The 17,748-nt window shown below is 58.4% G+C and carries 12 protein-coding genes and 1 pseudogene; 9 read left to right on the top strand and 4 right to left on the bottom strand.

Features of this window, described 5'->3' with window-relative positions; translation table 11 throughout:
- The first annotated feature begins 169 nt into the window (after window positions 1–169).
- The 5 genes from ASF45_RS17700 (at window position 170) to ASF45_RS17685 (ending at window position 5,777) form a co-directional block, all read left to right on the top strand.
- Window positions 170–1,681, top strand: coding sequence for a hypothetical protein (locus tag ASF45_RS17700; RefSeq protein WP_056665392.1), 1,512 nt, complete (start codon window positions 170–172; stop codon window positions 1,679–1,681).
- A gap of 548 nt (window positions 1,682–2,229) precedes the next feature.
- Entirely contained in the window at window positions 2,230–3,435 is a 1,206-nt protein-coding gene (locus ASF45_RS17695) for a hypothetical protein (RefSeq protein ID WP_156473065.1), read from the top strand.
- A gap of 39 nt (window positions 3,436–3,474) precedes the next feature.
- Window positions 3,475–3,837 carry a hypothetical protein gene (locus ASF45_RS17690; protein WP_156473064.1) on the top strand — a complete coding sequence of 121 codons (363 nt, stop codon included), beginning with the start codon at window positions 3,475–3,477 and terminating at the stop codon, window positions 3,835–3,837.
- Between the two features lie 364 nt (window positions 3,838–4,201).
- On the top strand, window positions 4,202–5,089 hold the full coding sequence (locus ASF45_RS35420) for a serine protease (RefSeq protein ID WP_156473063.1): 888 nt from the start codon (window positions 4,202–4,204) through the stop codon (window positions 5,087–5,089).
- Window positions 5,090–5,459: 370 nt separating this feature from the next.
- Complete coding sequence (locus ASF45_RS17685; RefSeq protein WP_056665383.1) at window positions 5,460–5,777, top strand: hypothetical protein; 318 nt, start codon at window positions 5,460–5,462, stop codon at window positions 5,775–5,777.
- A gap of 75 nt (window positions 5,778–5,852) precedes the next feature.
- Here ASF45_RS17685 and ASF45_RS35415 read toward each other — a convergent pair whose 3' ends face one another.
- The 4 genes from ASF45_RS35415 to ASF45_RS17675 form a co-directional block, all read right to left on the bottom strand.
- The gene (locus ASF45_RS35415) at window positions 5,853–6,437 is read right to left on the bottom strand and encodes a hypothetical protein (RefSeq protein WP_156473062.1); all 585 of its coding nucleotides are present in this window, start codon (window positions 6,435–6,437) and stop codon (window positions 5,853–5,855) included.
- A 530-nt stretch (window positions 6,438–6,967) separates the two neighbouring features.
- Window positions 6,968–7,549: a hypothetical protein gene (locus tag ASF45_RS35410; protein WP_156473061.1), complete on the bottom strand. Its 582-nt coding sequence runs from the start codon at window positions 7,547–7,549 to the stop codon at window positions 6,968–6,970.
- 39 nt (window positions 7,550–7,588) lie between these two features.
- Window positions 7,589–8,755, bottom strand: a complete 1,167-nt coding sequence (locus tag ASF45_RS17680; protein WP_056665380.1) for an FRG domain-containing protein — start codon at window positions 8,753–8,755, stop codon at window positions 7,589–7,591.
- Window positions 8,756–8,918: 163 nt separating this feature from the next.
- Window positions 8,919–10,148, bottom strand: coding sequence for a hypothetical protein (locus tag ASF45_RS17675; protein ID WP_156473060.1), 1,230 nt, complete (start codon window positions 10,146–10,148; stop codon window positions 8,919–8,921).
- Window positions 10,149–10,658: 510 nt separating this feature from the next.
- Between ASF45_RS17675 and ASF45_RS17670 the strand changes: the two genes are divergently transcribed.
- The 4 genes and pseudogenes from ASF45_RS17670 to ASF45_RS36535 all read left to right on the top strand — a co-directional run.
- Window positions 10,659–12,893, top strand: coding sequence for a type I secretion system permease/ATPase (locus tag ASF45_RS17670; protein ID WP_369802142.1), 2,235 nt, complete (start codon window positions 10,659–10,661; stop codon window positions 12,891–12,893).
- The gene (locus ASF45_RS34655; RefSeq protein ID WP_156473059.1) at window positions 12,890–14,374 is read left to right on the top strand and encodes an HlyD family type I secretion periplasmic adaptor subunit; all 1,485 of its coding nucleotides are present in this window, start codon (window positions 12,890–12,892) and stop codon (window positions 14,372–14,374) included. Before ASF45_RS17670 ends, ASF45_RS34655 begins: the two co-directional genes overlap by 4 nt.
- 507 nt (window positions 14,375–14,881) lie before the next feature.
- A pseudogene (locus ASF45_RS37120) lies at window positions 14,882–17,306 on the top strand (calcium-binding protein); the annotation flags it as partial.
- 1 nt (window position 17,307) lies between these two features.
- Window positions 17,308–17,748, top strand: a 441-nt coding sequence (locus ASF45_RS36535; protein ID WP_304440568.1) for a calcium-binding protein, incomplete at both ends; no start/stop codon positions are given.

Below are 17,748 nucleotides of genomic sequence, written 5' to 3'. Positions count from 1 at the left end.
TCTGGCTAAGCTCTGCTTCATCGGCAGGGCCCTGAACAGTCCAATGCGCTCGATGTCGTTCAGTTGCGCAAGCCGAGTCAGGTGGCAGGTGGCAGGTTTGGGAGACTGGCCGCCGATTCAATACAAACGACTACGGTCGTTTGATCAGACGCCTTATCCAATCGAGAAGATGACTATCAAAACCCTCAAAGTTCCAGTTGCCCTGTACGAATTGCGCAAGCGTCGAACCGTGAAAGCCGCGCTGAACGCCAGCGCGGCCAGAATTCACGAATGGTTCGAAGCGAACGACACTCTGGTGAAGTGCGACTTCGCTCAGCTCGTTGCTTGGACGATCGATACAGGGTACGGCGCGGGCTACGATCAGACCGCATGCTTGGAGATGAAGACTACGGAGCAGAAGCAGCTACGCCGATACCTGCGTGGGCGTCTGACTTTGCTGATGAAGCTGTTGAAGATCGAAGACTCGAACCTCAGGCTGCGAGAGTTCACCAAGTTTTTGGAAAGCACTGAGAGAGGTGATGCAAGCTTTGTTCTCGGCGGCCTCGCATGCCGGATTGCCTGTGAAAAGTGGTTCAGGCTGAGAGGGTCTAAGGTAAAGCGCTTCTGGCATCTTTCGGTCTACGCGTCGCCCGCGTCGAGGTGGATCTCCGCGGCTCCAAAAAATCCTCAGAACAGGAGCCGTCCCGACTACTTGGTGCAAGACACAAGCAGACAATGGTTCCCTGCGGAGGCCAAGGGCACGTTTGGCGAACTGAACTGGGCCACGATCAAAACGGGACTGACGCAGGCGTCCCGCCTCAAGAGCGTGACCTTCATGGACCCGGCAGGGGCAACTTTAACGACGCAAAGCGTGAAAGACTTTGCCTGCGTCATGGGGCACTTCGGCGGCGATGCCTTCGTGGCCTCTCTCGTCGACCCGGCGCCTGACGATGACGCGCCACTACATCTTGAACTGCTCCCGGATTTTGGCGACGCCCATGCCTTTCTCGGGGCCATCCAACAGTACCGCGTGCTGGGGCATCAACGCAGGTCGATGGATCCGCCGGGGTTGTCGAACTTCTTCGGATACGAGGCGCGGTATCTTGGCCGCGACCCGTTTTTTGGTGAGCCGCTCGTCATCGGCGTTCCTTACGTTCTGCTTGAATCGGAGGAGCAACTGCGGGCGTTCATGGTCGTCGCGCGGCACTTCGCGGCTGTCTACGGCGAGTACTTTTCGCAAGGGGCCAACGGCGGGCCGTTCGACCACGATGCGCGTTGGGCGGAGTTGGTTGTGGCTCAGTCTGCCGAATCCGCGTTCGATGTCGAATACCTCCAGGATGGGAGCGTTAGGCGGCAGGCCCAGCGCATGTTCGCGTCGGCGGTGGAAGCACTGAAGCAGCCGGCCCCGCGGGATCGTGAGGGAGCCGTCGAGGTCGGCTGGATCGCTGCGATGTCGGGTCTGGCGAAGGTGCCCCTGTTTTGGACTTCCGATGGACACGTTTCGCTCGAGGCATGGCTGACGCGACTTCGCAACACGATCGCAAGTTCAGACCTTGCGTCCCGTCTGGGAACGAGTTTGGACGGTCGTTCTGACGGTCAGGCGGCTGGTGTGTCTGTGGCTACGGCGTTGAACGGTCTCATCGTGGTGCACGGGGCCGCGCCGCGTCAGGTACGGCGCGAAGCGCGGAAGTCCAAGATCTAGTGGCGAAGGCGGGGTCGACATGACCGGGCAAGTTGTGGTGCCTGAACGCCGCTGGGGACAAACTGGGAAAAGCGCACGGCTGTCCTGGTCTCGTAAGGTAGAAGTGCACCTGTCTAGCTCAGCAAGACGTCGAGGCTGCCAGTCCGGGTTGGTGCAGACAAAGCCCGATCCGCTGCGATCGAGCAGGGAGCGGCCGACCAGCAATCGCCCCAGAATCCGACCTCGCCCGCGGATCCACGAGGCCGCCATGACGGTGTTCCTCGCGACGTTGCACTTCCTGGTCGCACCTGATCGGCCGACTGCGTCTGAGCCGCAACGCGTGACCGCACGTTCGCCCTCGACGGCGGCTCTGGAGCTCGGGGTGCCGACGACTGCGCCAACGTCTGGCGCATCCCTCCGATTGCGGAAGTTCGGTGCGCGGACAGGCTTGCCGTCCGATCCGATGCCGCAATGCCGGCCAATAATGCCGCGGCCCCTGAGCGTCTTACTGGCGCGTTGCGTGCCGGGCCGTGTGGCCCGTGTTCCTTCTCCACCGACATTCAATCACCATGCACTCATTCCGGACCGTGTTCGCCGTTTCGGCAACATCGATCGTTCTCGCCATGACCGGATGCGGAGGGGGAGGCGACGAACCCGAAGCGTCCAACGAACCCGTACTCAGCATTCCCGATCCCGTTCAACCGGTGAGTGTCGACGTGACCATCGGCGGTGGCTTCGCGGGTGAGCCTTCGAACGACCCCATCGAAGTGCAGCCCGAAACGGCGACCCCGATCGCATTCCGAGACGCCGAAACGAACGGTCTTTCAAGAGCCGAAAGCGACAGGGCGCCTTCGTTCAGTTTGGACACGTTTGCGACCGCGTTCGACCGCGTGAGGGCGGCACAGCCGACGCTGGCGCAAACCTCCACCGAGTTCGCGAGGGCACTCGTCGCTGAGTTGGCTCGCCTGGCCCCTCAAGCGACCACGCAAGCATTGCCTCGCGAGATCAAAGCCTCGGAGATGTGGGACACGTTCCAGAGCTTGAACCCGGAAGAGAAGGCATTGGTTCTGGCAAATCCTGTCAAAGCCTACCTATCGAGAACGGCAACCACCGAGGCGCGCACCGCAACGGAGCAGACCTTTTCCGGCTCCATGTATCTGACGCGTGCGGACGCCTTCAGGCACAGCTACTGGAACTGGCTCATGAGCAAGTGCTGCTCCGTCGGGTGGGCGACCGCGTTCGCCACGGCCCATGAGAGCAGCGTTGCCAACGACGACGACAAGCGCATGGATCTGAACAACAACATGATTGGCAGGCGCTTGTTCACGTCGGCTCCCAATTCCACTCCCGAAGCCGCACAAGCAGCGCTTCTCAACTACAAGCTCCTTTGGGTCAACCGAATCAGGAAAAACGTGACCGTGGGCGTCGACTATCTGGTTTACCTGGAGCCATCTCAGACGCTGACTGTCTTTGACGACGGGCCGGATTACGATGACATCTACACGGTGTCGATCGCCGGGAAAGCGGTGGGCGACACGCCGCAGGGAGCATCGAGAGAGTTTGAGTTCGACCAGATTCCTTCAGGCGATCACACCCTCACCGTGAATTGCAAACTGGACGGCACCAAGGGTGGCTGTGGGTTCCAGATCAGGCTCAAAGGTGCGCTTACCCTGCCGGGCGGCAGTTCGAACACGTCGCAGCTTGTCATTCAAGAAGGAGAGACGCACTCGACAACGTTCAATTTCCCGACGATGAACGACGCACGTACGAATTGAGCGGGTGCGATCGCGGGAAATGGCTGCTAGAGTCTTCTCATGGCATGCCTCCCGCGTCTCTACCTGACATCGCCTTTGGCGGTCGTGGCGGCGATCGCTCTGAGCGCGTGCGGCGGCGACGAACTTCGCGTCGACGATTTTTCGAAGACGTTCGAGTTGGAGTCGGGCCAGAGTAAGGGTGGTGTCGTTGGGCTGATTTTCCAAACCACGCTCGACTCCAACGGTCCGATCGTGATGAACATCGGTTGCAACGGCGATGTGCTTTCGCGCATCACCGTCACTCCCGGTGAAAACGGTGAACGGCGCATCGATTGGTACACGCCCTGCGCGCAGGCTTCGTTTTCGGTCGGCGACGCGGTGCCGACGTCCTTCACCTTGAGCTATCGATTCCAACGGGTGTGAGTGCTGGCGATTGTTGCAAACCGAGGCACTGGGTTGGTCGGCAAGGATCGCCAACGAGTGGTTTTCGCTCCGATGCAGTCGTGAGGTCATCGTCGGGCGTTTGTCCCGCAGAACCTGGAGGGACACGGATCGCTCTTTCGAGCTGAGCCCAAGTTCAGACTTCTCCCCCGTGATTGTTGGATGGCCAATGCTTCGCGCCGGGGCGGTGGGCATCCAAGCGGCCATGTGATCGTCACAGCACGCCGGAAGTTGATTTTTCAATGCAACGGGCCGTAGGCACCACAGTCGAAGCGGACAAAGGCCGACCGCCCAAACCCAATTCGGCAGGAATGCCGAACGTCCCATACAACCACTCAAACTTTGTATGAATCCAGCAACCTTCATTTCGCTGTCAACGGTTCGCCTTCTTTGCGGAAACAGCGGGGCGTCGGCGTCCGTCGGCACCGGGTTCTTCTATCTTGACGAGTTTGATGCGCCAGGGGGAAAGGCCCAAATTCCTTTGATCTTCACGAACAAGCACGTAGTGGCGAATTTCAACGAGATCAAGCTGACGCTCACGGTCCGAAACCCGGGAGATGCTCTCGGAGAAATCGTCGCGGGCCCCGGTGACGTGCACCTCACGTACGTCATTCCAGGATGCCAGCAGCGGTTGTCGCGGCATCCAGATCCCGACGTCGACTTGTGCGCTTTTTTTATTAGCGACATTCTGGACGATATTCAGAGAGCAGGGAAGGAACTGAGGAACACGTTTCTGCAAGAACATTTTCTCGTGCCTATGGACGAGCGGATCAACATTCGACCGATCGAACCCATCCTTATGATCGGGTACCCGAATGGATTGTGGGACGAGCGCAACAATCGACCGCTGGCAAGGCGCGGAACATCGGCTTCGCACCCCTTTTTGAAATGGAACGGGCGATCGATATTTGTCATCGACGCAGCTTGCTTTCCAGGTTCGAGCGGATCCCCGGTGTTTCTCTTCGAAGATTTGATGTACAGGACCAAGCAGAACGCCTACACCCCAGGGACCAGGGCGCAGTTGTTGGGCGTTCTTGCCTCAGGACCACGTTTCACCAACGAGGGTTCGCTGGTTCAAAGGGACATTCCTACGGCCGTGAACGTGGTTCCGGTGGTTCACACGATGATGAATCTCGGGAACGTCGTGCACGCCAGCGAAATTGGCGGAGTCGTCCACCTCGCAAGAGCCGCGGCAGATGCCAAATCAGCATTTCTCAAAGCGCGCGTGATTTAGCTGCCTTGAGTGTGCAGCCAATAATTGAGCACAGGCGCTCCCCCTCGGTCGCGAAGTGCTTGATGAACGATGTAGCTTGGGTGCACGCTGCTGGCATCCGGTCGCGAGGGCCGGCTGACTCGAGCCACGCCGCAGCGTGCAGCTTGTTTGTGCGCCGGCCGTTTGACGGAACCTCGCGGACCAATTGCAAAACCTGCTCGCTCTTGCGGCCAGAGGTCTGCAACAGGGCAGTCAGGAGTGGCTGACGGATCACCTGAGGTTTGCGTACTACGTGAAGGCGGCTCGCTCCATCGCAAGGATGGTGAACGAGAGCATTCCAGTTGCTCTGGGGCTGTCGACCTCGTCAGAGAAGCTGTAGGAAGTGATTCGCATGGCGCTCGTCATCGAGGGGCGCTGCGTGATCCATGCATCCAAGCGCACGGCCAAGCCGACCGTCACCGTTCGCGTCACGGAAGTAGGGCGCGCATTGCTGGAGCGGTTCGACGCCGGCGGCCGGCTTACGATCCGAACACCGCCGCCCGCCATTGAGGTGTTTCGCCAGCAGGTGGCGCTGCCGTCGAGCGCTCAAACCATGGACGCGGCCCGGGTGGTCGCTCAACGCCGAAGTCGGGATGGAGACGCTGAGGTCGTCGAGTGCACGCTTGAGCTGGCGCCCGGCTCGTCGATAGAAGAGCGGCACGAGTTCTGAATGGAGCGACCGGCGATCTTGCAAGATGGCGGCTCGACCTCGGCCGGTGGACCCCGCCAACGAGCAGCCCATTCGCTAGCAGTGCTTGGAGAGTTTCGGCAATCCGGTTCGATCTTCGTTTTTCACGGCGACGTCCCACATGCCAGTGAAGTCATGTCGCGCGACCACCAAAAGCTTTACCTCCTGGAGCACGTCGTCACCGTCGTCCATCCGATCGCTGCCGCGCCTGTAAGTGACTCGAGGTGGCAATCCACCTCCCGATCGACAGACGACGTAGCCGTCACCGCCAAACGGCACCCTCCAATGCGACATCGGTCGTTGAGGGTCGGCGTCGATGTGCGAGACGTGCCGGCGGACACGCAGAGCCAACTGACGGAAGCGAAAGTAGCTGGTTCCGTTCCACATCGTCCGCGTCCGTTCGCTCTCCTGCTCTGCACTCGAACCGTCAGGACCCGGCACCACGGGATACCGAGCACCGGTGACCATCATTGCTTCCAGGTCTTTCAAATCGTTGAGATCTTGCTGGCTCGCATCGAAATGAAGGTCCTTCGCCAGTTGGCGCAACTTATGACCATAGCGTTTACGGACAGCGTGGTCGAAGAAGTCTTCCGAGCACCCCACAAACAACTTTGTAATTCCCGCCTTCAGATACATTTCCACGGCGTACCCAAGGAGCAGGCACGACGATTTCGGGAGTGCTTCTAGTTCAGCGAACTTGGACGCGGACAACTTTGATGGTGGAGGCTGGCGCTCAAGCTTTCGCTTGAACCGAGCGCGCCTGACGATCCACGTCGCTCTTGCAATCTTCGAGGATGCAAGCAGGTGGTTCCCTTCTTTCATCCACCTTTCGGGATGAAATTGGCCTTTGCTTTTTCGAGATAACACGTTCCCTCCACGACGATGATCAAGCTGCTTTTGGCGCGTTTCGCTTGGTTCAGTCGCTTGTTGCTCAGCGAAATTTGAGAACAGTGAGCGTGCGACCGCTGTGCGAGCAAGTTGAAAGTCTTTCGCGGCCCGCGGACGCTACGTCCATCTTGTCCAGTTCCAGTCAGTACCAGGGAGACTGCGGCAAGCAGCGGCGCTCAAGCATTCGGCACACTGCGGCTCGTGCGACGTCGAGCGTGCGATCTCATGCGCTAAGGCTGATGGGAGCGAACCGTCTGCCAAGATGCAGCTTTAGTGCCCGGCAGTCATTCCTTTGCGGGAGGTTTTGCGTCAGGCGCTAGATTCCCAGGATTGCGGATGCTAGGGGCAACCTTCTTTAACTCTTGAAGCAGTTTTGAATCGTCAACGCGCCAGACCGATCCGTCGCTCAGTCGGACGCGCCTGACATAGGCAATGCCGGTGTAAACATCTTCATCTCGGAATCCGATCGAGCCGTCTGAGCTGCTCTGGCCAGGTTGCAAAGGTGACCAATTCGCGCTGTTGGTGCCTTGCACGATAAAGCGACTTCCGATGAGCCGCTCATCGAAGGCGTCGTACTTCAACATCACAATTTCCAGTGCGATGATTGGTTGCTGTGACGTGTTCTTCCAAGAATAGTTTGCGATGAATCGGGTGTCCGACGACAAACCTCGCCCTCTGTCCCGATCCTCGTTCGAGAACGTGAACTGTGTCAGCTCGACATGGGGGCTGACATTGACGATGTGGGCCTTTCGATCTGCATAGTTTTGCGCAGCATGCACCATTGCCGCCACTGAAAGGAGCGTTGCGGCGACTATCGCTTTTTTCATGATGATTCGTATGATGAAAGAAGAGTCTTCGTTGTACACGAGTGAACGAAAGTCGAACCGCAGGCCGCTGGCTTGCGATCACAGCATGGAGGCGCCGTCGCCCGTGCGCTTCACAGGCATAGGAATCGGAGGGCGTCGGAACGACATCTCATGCTTCATCATCCGGCACACTCCATCCAACCCTGGGAACATGGTGGCAGCGTTGAGGCCCATAAAGGCAAGGTCTTCGAGCGCGCTCCGAGCACATTCAACAGGGACGTCGGCGGCGACCAAAATGCGGGTACCCTGTGCCTTTTCGAGCACGCACAGGTAACGCTCAAGGTCGGCCACGTTGGTGACAAGGAAGCGCCCTTGCTGCGCGTACAGCCGCGGGTTGTTGCGAGGCGAGATCGACAACGCGCAGACGTAAGGCATCAGCGTCGGGATGGTGACGACCTTCGGCGCAGATGCTTCCACGAAGGACCGCGTGAGTGCGTAGATTCGGACGTGGGAGACGTCCGGTCTCGATGCTTCCATTTCCAATGCATCGGAGAATGCGAAGAACGCGGCAACGTAAGGCGAGGTGCTCCAGTCCAAAAGAGGGGTGGGCAAGCCGTGGTGTTGCGCCAAGCCGAGGAGGGTGGCGTAATCCTCGGAGTCGCGCATGTTGAACCGCAAGCTCAGCACTGCTTCTGCGTAGCCGCGGAACCGTTGCAGGGTTTCGCTGCAGTAGCGCTCCAGCCGGGTCCGGCCGGAGCGATGCAACGTTGTCGAAAGCCTAAACCGGTGGCTGCCGTGGCCGCGGTACATGACGGCGTCCAATAGTCCCCTGGTGTCGTCTGCCCATTGCTTGAACTCCCGCCAGTCTGCGCACTGCGTGGCGTTGACGCGTGTTTCGTTGGTCAAAGGCGAGTAGGAGAACTTGCCATGCGCGCCGTGCTCGTGCGACCACTCGCCCTTAAGCGATCTGTTCTTCAGACGCCGCAACTTGGCGCTGTAGCCGTTGAAATAGGCCTGCAGTTCTGCGGACAACTGCGGGACCGTGATTTCTCCGCTGGCCGAATCGCTGGAAAGCGACAACCTCGGGATCACCTGGGCTTCGTACTCGGACGTCCAGTGAAGTTCAACGAGGGCACCTGATGCGGTCGTTGCTTCATTGCCCCACCAATGCATCACCGCCTCGTTGGGACGGTCCTCGTCCATGCAGATGATCGACCTAAGTGGGCCGTCAGGGGTTTCGATCGTGCCGAATTGCTGGTTTGCCATGACTCTGCGTATGACGGGGTGGTTTGTTGCACGCGCTGGGACCCTGTGCTCGTTTCCTCGCGCTCAATGTGAGCAGTCAGGCGGCACGCTGGCAGCTCACACCGTTCGGCGCCACCGCCGCCGACAGGGATCCTGGGAGCGATCAGCGCGCCGGTTCAAATCTTCAGAATCGCTGCGCGTAAACACGTGCGCAACGCGCGGTCACTCCCTCGGGGCATCGATCGGCCGCCGAAAAGCTCCATACCGCGATCGCGTCGCCGTGGATGTTGATGGCCACCTGCGTGTAAAAGGGGGAGAACGGACCCGCCGCGCCGAGGCTTACGGTTTGCCACTGGCCTCGCACAAACTTTGTGAGGTAGTTCGTACAACGGCTGCTCGTGTGGTCTGGGCATCCCGCCCAAGCAATTGCTATGAGCCCTTGAGGTGCGGACGTGCGGCCGGTGATGTACGCGTGGGGATGGAATGAAAGCTCGTTCGTGGCTCCCCAAGTTCCTGTTTGCGCATCCTGCGACCGCCATACGATCCGAGATGGCCCTGGGGTGTGGTCGGTCGCGCCCAAAGCCGATTCCTGCCAAAGCACCACGGGGCCCGAAACGGATCCTCCCAGCACGGGCCCGCCCGCGGCGTTCGCGGATGGCCCGGTCAACGTGGCGCCGTCGGCGACGATGTCGCAACCGCGATTGGAAGCCAGTTTGCGCTGGATCCAGCCGATCACGGCTCGACCCTGTCCGTAGTCGCTGACCTCGATGTAGGGCTCGCGGTTCGGTCGGCAAGCGTAGTAGTTGGAGCCGTTGTCGACCCATGGAATGGGGCGACGGTCTTCGGTTCTCCGCACCGCTCCACTGGCCAAGTCGACCAAGCCCAGGTACACGTTCTGCTGGGTGTCGGTCGTGCTCGTGGCGTTGAAGCCCCACCATGCGGAAGCAGCACCCCACAACCGTTCGACGCGCCCCCAAGTCGGTCGGCTCAGGTTCGATGGCAACTCGATGGGCGTGCCTTGGGCCGTGATGCCCCCACCCATGTCGATCGGCCCGAGGGACACGTTCGTGCCGACGACGTAGGCTCCGTCGAATTGCGTCGTGACCATCTGCGCCGGGTAGCCCACGTCCAAGACGACGCGCGGACTGACAGAGGGGCTTGATGGCGCCGAAAGGTCCACGACCCTTGACTCCCATTTGGACGTAAGGGTCTCGATCACCGCGAAGCGCTTGTTCCCCAAATCGGCCGTTTGGGTCCACCAGTTGCCTTGGGCAAGCGCGATCTCGACGGTGGGACCGGGGGAGGACGCACCTGGAGCCAGAGACGCGGCGCGCCAGCGCGGCATGGTGCCGGAATCGGCGCCACCCCAGAACACGCTGGCGGTTCCGTCGCTGTCCAGAAAAGTCGCGGTCACGGCTTGGCACATGGAAGGATCCGCGCAACCGGCAGGAACGTCTGCGATCGACGTAGGCCGCAGTACGGCGGCGGTTTCGCTCGGCTCGTCGCCGCCACCTCCGCCGCCGCAAGCCATGAGGGCCGCCGTTAGAACCAGGGAAAGAGCGAGGGGCACTACGCGCCGCTCAATGTGTCCAATCGTCATCAAGGTTTCTATATGTCACGAATTTGGCGCGGAGGGTATACCAAATCGCGACGTCTTCAGACGGTCGTAGGGGTTGCATCCTTCAAAGTATGGACGTCCATAGGTCAGTGTCGGAGCCATCGAGTAGTTGCGAGCTGGCAGAACACGTCGCAGGACGCTAGCGCGCACGGGCCGAGGAACAAGAAATGGAGGCTGACCAATACCTGACCAGACCGTCCCCCCATCCCAAAACGTGAATATTTACCACCTCTTCAGGTTACGGAGTTCGGGCCTTCGTCGGACACTTGTTGTGACATTCGAGAACATGAAGCAACAAAGGGCGACGTGGACATCAGCTTTCAGAGGGCTCCTCCGGGGGCCTCGACCAGCGCCCCGAGCGCAGACACCGACGAAAACGCCCGTCTCGGAGCAAGTTCTTCGTTCAAAGCGCTGTGTGCGGTGGCGGCCTACCACCAAGTGCCCGCGGACCCGGCAACACTCGCTCATCAGATGGGTCTGGGGCCGACAGAGTCCAGTGGTGTGCGAGAGCTTTTGCTGGGCGCGCGCCGACTGGGTCTCAAGGCCAAAAGCAGCCGAACCACGACCGAGCGATTACCCCATGTTCCCTTGCCTGCGTTGGCGCTGATTCACGATCCCGAAGGTGGCTCTCGTGCTGTGGTGCTGGCGCAATGCGACGGCAAGCGTGTCTTGCTCCAAGACTTCAGCACGACACCCTCGCGCCCGCAGATCCAGCCGATGGAGCTGTTCGCGCAGCAATGGACCGGCGATCTGATCTTGCTTCAGAGCCGTGCAAGCCTGGTCGGCGCGCTCGCCAAGTTCGATTTTTCCTGGTTCATTCCAAGCTTGGTCAAGCACAGGCGCTTGCTCGGCGAAGTCCTGCTGATCTCCTGCGTGCTGCAGCTGTTCGCCTTGGTCAGCCCGCTGTTCTTTCAGGTGGTCATGGACAAGGTGCTGGTGCATAGGGGCATGACGACGCTGGACGTCCTGGTCATCGGCTTGCTCGTGGTCGTGATCTTCGAAAGCATCCTCAGCGGTCTTCGAAGCTACGTGTTCAGCCACACGACCAGCCGCATCGACGTCGAACTGGGTGCGCGGTTGTTCCGCCATCTTGTGCAGCTGCCGCTGGCGTACTTTCAAGCGCGCCGAGTCGGCGACTCGGTCGCACGCGTACGTGAGCTGGAGAACATCCGGAGCTTCCTCACCGGCAACGCGCTGACCGTGGTGCTTGACGTGTTGTTCTCGTCGATCTTCATCGCGGTCATGTTCTTCTACAGCGTGCCCCTGACGTTGATCGTGCTGGCAAGCATCCCGTTGTACTTCGGCTTGAGCTTGGCCGTGGTCCCGATCCTTCGCCGTCGCCTGGACGAAAAGTTCGCCCGGGGAGCAGAGAACCAGGCCATGTTGGTCGAGACCGTCACGGGCATCCAGACGGTCAAGGCGCATGCGTTGGAACCCGCATTTGCTCGTCGGTGGGACAACCAGCTCGCCGGCTACGTCAGTTCCGGTTTCCGAACGCAGAACTTGGCCACGTGGGCGCACGAGGGTGTCAACCTCATCGGCAAGTTGGTCAACGCCGCCACCCTCTGGTACGGCGCTCACCTGGTCATGGACAACCAGCTGACGGTGGGGCAGTTCGTGGCGTTCAACATGTTCGCTGGGCGAGTGGCGCAGCCGATCATGCGGATGGCGCAGCTTTGGACAGACTTCCAGCAAACCGGGATCTCTGTGGCTCGACTGGGCGACATCCTGAACACCCGGACCGAGGTTGCACCCACCAGCGCGGCTCAGTTGCCGCCCATCAAAGGCCGCATCACGCTGGACGGAGTGACCTTCCGCTACCGCCCCGAAGCATCACCTGTACTGCACCAACTGCGACTGGACATCCGGCCTGGCGAGGTTCTAGGCATCGTTGGCCGATCAGGCTCTGGCAAGAGCACTCTCACCAAGCTCGTCCAACGCCTGTACAGCCCGGAGCAAGGCCGTGTTCTCGTCGATGGCATTGACATCAGCCTGATCGACGCGGCTCAACTGCGCCGGCAGGTGGGCGTCGTCCTCCAAGAAAACCTGCTGTTCAATCGCAGCGTGCGCGAGAACATCGCCATCGCGGACCCGGCCGCGAGCATCGAGTCCGTGGTGCACGTGGCGAAACTGGCGGGCGCCGACGATTTCATCAGCGAGTTGCCAGAGGGTTACGACACAGTAGTAGGCGAGCAGGGCGCCTCGCTGTCCGGAGGACAGCGTCAGCGGATTGCTATTGCGCGGGCCCTGTTCACGAACCCCCGCATCCTTATCCTGGACGAAGCCACAAGTGCGCTGGATTACGAGAGCGAAGCCATCGTTCAGCGCAACATGCGAGACATCGCGCGCGGGCGCACCGTTCTGATCATTGCGCATCGACTCTCGGCGGTGCGGCATGCAAATCGCATCATCGTCATGGAGTCCGGTCGCATCGCGGAAGCAGGGCCGCACGAGGTGCTTTTGCAGAAGCAGCAAGGTCTATATGCACACCTTTGGCGCATGCAGGAGTCGCGTCAACCTGAGGTCGAAGCCAGCGCATGAAGCATGTGGTCAAAACGATGAATAAACCGGCGTCAAAACTGCACGCTTCGGCATGCACGCAGCATCCAGTATTTGAGCTTCTTGCGCGTTACCGGGCAGTGTTCGGCGCGGCTTGGGGTATGCGACGAGAGCTGGTAGGACCGCGGCGGCTTACCGACGAGGCCGCATTCCTGCCTGCGGCGTTAAGTCTTCGCGACACACCGATCCACCCGGCACCGCGACGCTTGGCATTTGCAATGATGGCGTTGTTTGGTATCGCACTGATATGGGCAAGTATCGGCGAAGTCGACATCGTGGCGATTGCTCGCGGGCGCGTTGTCGTTAGTGAACGCACAAAACTAATTCAACCCCTTCAGACGAGCATTGTGCAAGAGGTGCTAGTCAAAGACGGCGACCGCGTCGTTGCAGGTCAACCCTTAGTGGCGCTAGATCCAACATCAGCTACCGCCGACAAGTTCAGTATTCTTGAGCAGTATAAAGCTGCTCAATCCGAATCTCTGCGGACTCAACTTCTTTTAGCGGCTCTGAAAGGCCAGTCAGCTACTCTGCCGACGTCTAGGGACTTTTTTCCTAAAGAATGGACAAAGACTGAGCTGCGGTCGGCAACAGCACAGCTCGATGCCGAATGGGGTGAAATTCAGGCAAAACTGTCCAGATTCCGGTCGGAGCTCGCCAGACGTCAAGCGGAAACGGAAACGGCAAGAGCGATAATGGCAAAGCTGGAAGCAACGCTGCCGCTCAGTCGTCAGCGGGAAGAGGACTTCCAAAAGTTGGCGTTACAAGGTTTTATGGCGAGCCATGCCGGTCAAGACCGGCAGCGCGAGCGGATCGAGTTGGAGCGTGATCTGGATACGCAGCGCGCTCGACTGTATGAAGCAAGTGCTTCGTCTGCGGAAAGCGAGAATGCTAAAGCTGCATATCTCGCTGAAACACTACGGTCGCTTCATGAGAGATTGGCACGCGCCGATCTTACACGGGAGCAGACTCTTCAAGAACAGCTAAAAGCAGTTCAGCGAGAAAAAATCACGACCCTTTTGGCTCCGGTAGCAGGAATGGTTCAGCAGTTGGCTGTTCACACACAAGGTGGCGTCGTTACAGATGCTCAGGTATTGATGGTTATTGTCCCGGATAGTGCCGGTTTGCGTGCTGAAGTAACCCTCGACAACAAAGATATAGGTTTTGTCCACTTGGGACAACAAGCGGAAATAAAGTTCGATACATTTAACTTCACTCGGTACGGGACAGTCGATGCTGAGGTGCAAATGGTTACGGCTGATGCGGTGAGTGACGAAAAATTAGGTGCCGTGTTTCCTGTGGCGTTACGCCTTCACCGGGAAACTATTGACGTCGATGGATCGCCTGTCCGACTTAGTGCCGGCATGAACATTACGGCTGAAATCAAAACAGGTAAAAGAAAAGTGATCGAATACTTATTTAGTCCAGTTCAACGGGCGACCAGAGAAAGTCTCCGAGAGCGGTGAAGCGGTCGCGTCGCATCGAGATATTTATGCAGCGCTGCTGATAAAAAAGTATCCGAGAATCGGGGTGCTGGTGTTTTAAATGCATGAGATGCGCGGCGTGCGACACGAAATAATCCGTTCGTCAAGGAATTTCTTAGCTTGCAAAGAACGCAACGATCACTCGGTCTCCAGCTTGCATCTAATGGTGTCGTCGTAATTTTTTAGAGAACTGGCATTTTTTGGAGGTGCTAAATTGAGTAAAGGGCCGATGGGCAAGATTGAGTTGATTCTTTTTGTGGGGGCAATTTTTTCTTGCCTCTTATTCTTTGTCTTACTTCATTCACCTCGCTTCGAGAAGTGGTCGCCTTTGCTGAGTTTCACGGGGCTGATTGTTGGATTTATTGGATTTTTAGCGTTAATAGTTTGGAATGCTTTTCTCCAAAAGAAATCCTTCGGAAGACTAAACGCATTTCTTACTGTTTGGATGTTTTGCTTTCTAATGCTTAAAGCATTTTTTGGGGGGGCTCTATGAACGTCGGATTTTCAATTAATGCATTAAACGATCTAGCCGGCGCATATGACACGCTCGTCGACGCTTGGAAGAATGTTCCCAACAGCCCCGATGGCAACTCGGCGGCAATATTCGATGCTCTGTCCGGCGCGGCAGCTGCGGCAGGCGCAGTTGCAGCTCGTTTACCTCCCGGCCTCTCTCAAATGGTTGGTGCGGCTGGACTGGCGGGAGCGGGCGCTGCCGTCCTGAAAAATTATGCCGATTTCCACGTCGCACTCAACAGCGGAAATGCGTTTGATGCCAGTCAGAAGTTTTTGGGGCTAGGCGCTGCAGTCGCTGGATTATTGGCTGGGGTGCTTCCATTGCCGATGAGGCCAATGGCTGCTGGTATTTCGATTCTCCTAACCGGAGCGAAGAACAGCTTTCCTTCAAGCGGTTCTCTGCCACCGCGCAGCGGTACAACTGGATCGGCGGATCCCACCGCAGTTTCGACCGCGATTGGGAGCACTCCCGACCCTCTTGTTAAGACGATCAGGTATGTAGACCCACTCATTCTGGATTTGGATGGCGACGGCCTGGAAATAACGCCACTTAACAAAAATATTCTTTTTGATACAGATGGTGACTCCATTAAAACGGGGACTGCTTGGGCTGCGCCAGACGACGGACTGCTTGTATTGGATCGCAATAGAGACGGCCAAATCGATTCTGGGAAAGAGCTTTTCGGTGATGAAACAATTCTGTCGACCGGTCAAAAGGCACAACACGGTTTCAGCGCATTGGCGGATCTTGATGTTGGGAGCATTGTAGACGGCCAGATCAGTGGCGCTGGTGATGGAATTTTCGATCATCTAGATGCACAGTACGCCGATATTCGTGTCTGGCGAGATTTGAATCAAGATGGTATCAGTCAAGAAAATGAACTTCAGACTCTGACTCAGGCCGGAATCCAGAGCATAGGACTCGGCAGCAGCACAACAAATGCAAGCTATGGTGACGCCATATTGGTTCAAAGTAGCAGCTTCAGCCGTCCCGACGGAACACAGGGCCAGGTCGGTAGTTTTATTTTGGCGCAGAATAATTTTGTGCGCTCATTCTCACCAATAGCCGTAAGCATCGAGGCCAAGAAGATCCAAAATTTGGGAGGAAGCGGATGGGTGCGAGATCTACAAGAGGCTGCGACACAAAACTCTAATTTATTGGAGTTGTACAACGCGGCCAAAGCGACTGCTACAAGGGGTGCATACAGTACAGCAGTAGGCGAGTTGCTTCTGGAATGGGGGCGGTCCTCGCAATATATTGGTGCGAGTAAGAGTGCTCTTTCTGCAGGATACGGATTGATATTAAGCGATCCGGCCAATGAGCAGGAGCGGGGCTGGATGGACGCCGCGATCAAGGCCAGTGATCAGGCGCGAAATGCGTTTCGGGAAACACTGTCTTCTTCTGATCGCGCAAGCTTTGATGCTATGCGCGACCGAATGATCGGAGGCATCGATAGGATCGAAGCCTACGAGGCCTTTACTGGTTATTCGTTCCTAAACTGGAGCCAAATATTTGGAGATGCTCAGAGTTATACTCCTAGAGCAGCTGTTCAAGGATCTGGTCGCCCAGTAGAAACTTGGGTGCCACTTTCTCAAATTGTGGTTGAGAATCGAAATGCTGTTATGTCTAGCCAGGCTGGTTATATAAGGCTGACGGTTCCGGCACCACTTGTTGGAGTCTCGCATATAGACGCGCTATGGGGTCGAATCGTTGATGATGTGGCGACCAATTTGCTGCCGAGTTTGCGCTTATCGCCCTATCTTGATCTGGTTGATGTAGTCTTTTCCGGCGACGAAGCCTATCTCGCCTTCGACCAACTGGATGCGGCATTGAGCGAAGCAATGGCATCTAATATGCAAGAGGGTGCCGCGCTACTGCTGGATTTGTATCGAGTACAGGGGGGCGAATTTGATGCATTCGGTTGGAATGGCGCTAGCCGCATTCGCTTGCTTATCCAAGAGGGAGCGATAAATCTGGATGTACGTGACGGATTAAACCTTGCTGGCTACAGCTTCTCGCCGACCGCAAGCGCAATTGGGACTTCTGACGCAGACACCTTCGGCGGCGATGATCAAGGCAACACATTTGATGGTGGAGACGGAAATGACATCATTGATGGGGCCGCTGGGCATGACAACCTCTCCGGTGGCTTTGGCAATGACCTGTTGTTCGGCGGTGCTGGAGAGGATGCGTTAGCGGGAAATGACGGAGCTGACGCGCTGTACGGGGAAGCCGGGAACGATCTTTTGCAAGGCGGCGCGGGCAGCGACACGCTGGAAGGTGGCACGGGCAACGACCTGCTGGCCGGTGGGGTGTACGACACCTGGAACGGCAACTACAACGGTGCTGGCAACGACACCTACCTGTTTGGCCGGGGCGACGGGCAGGACCGGATCGTGGNCTATGGCCGCGACGGCAACGACACGCTGATCGGCGGGACGGGCAACGACAACCTGCAGGGCGAGAACGGCAACGACTCGCTGCAAGGTGGCACGGGCGAWGACGTGCTGCAAGGCGGCGCGGGCAGCGACACGCTGGACGGCGGCACGGGCAACGACCTGCTGGCCGGTGGGGTGTACGACACCTGGAACGGCAACTACAACGGTGCTGGCAACGACACCTACCTGTTTGGCCGGGGCGACGGGCAGGACCGGATCGTGGACTCCGACACCACGGCGGGCAACCTGGACAAGCTGGTGTTCAAGGCTGGCGTGGCGGTGGCCGACGTGYTGGYCRGCCGCGAYGGCGACACCCTGGTGCTCAAGATCAAGGGCACGAGCGACCAGGTGCGCATCGACAACTACTTCGGTGGCGACGGGGCCAACGGCTGGCAGATCGAGGA

It is taken from the genome of Pseudorhodoferax sp. Leaf265 (assembly GCF_001422365.1).
In the GTDB taxonomy this organism is placed as follows: Bacteria; Pseudomonadota; Gammaproteobacteria; order Burkholderiales; family Burkholderiaceae_C; genus Pseudorhodoferax.
This window is presented reverse-complemented; position numbering and strand designations above follow the sequence as displayed.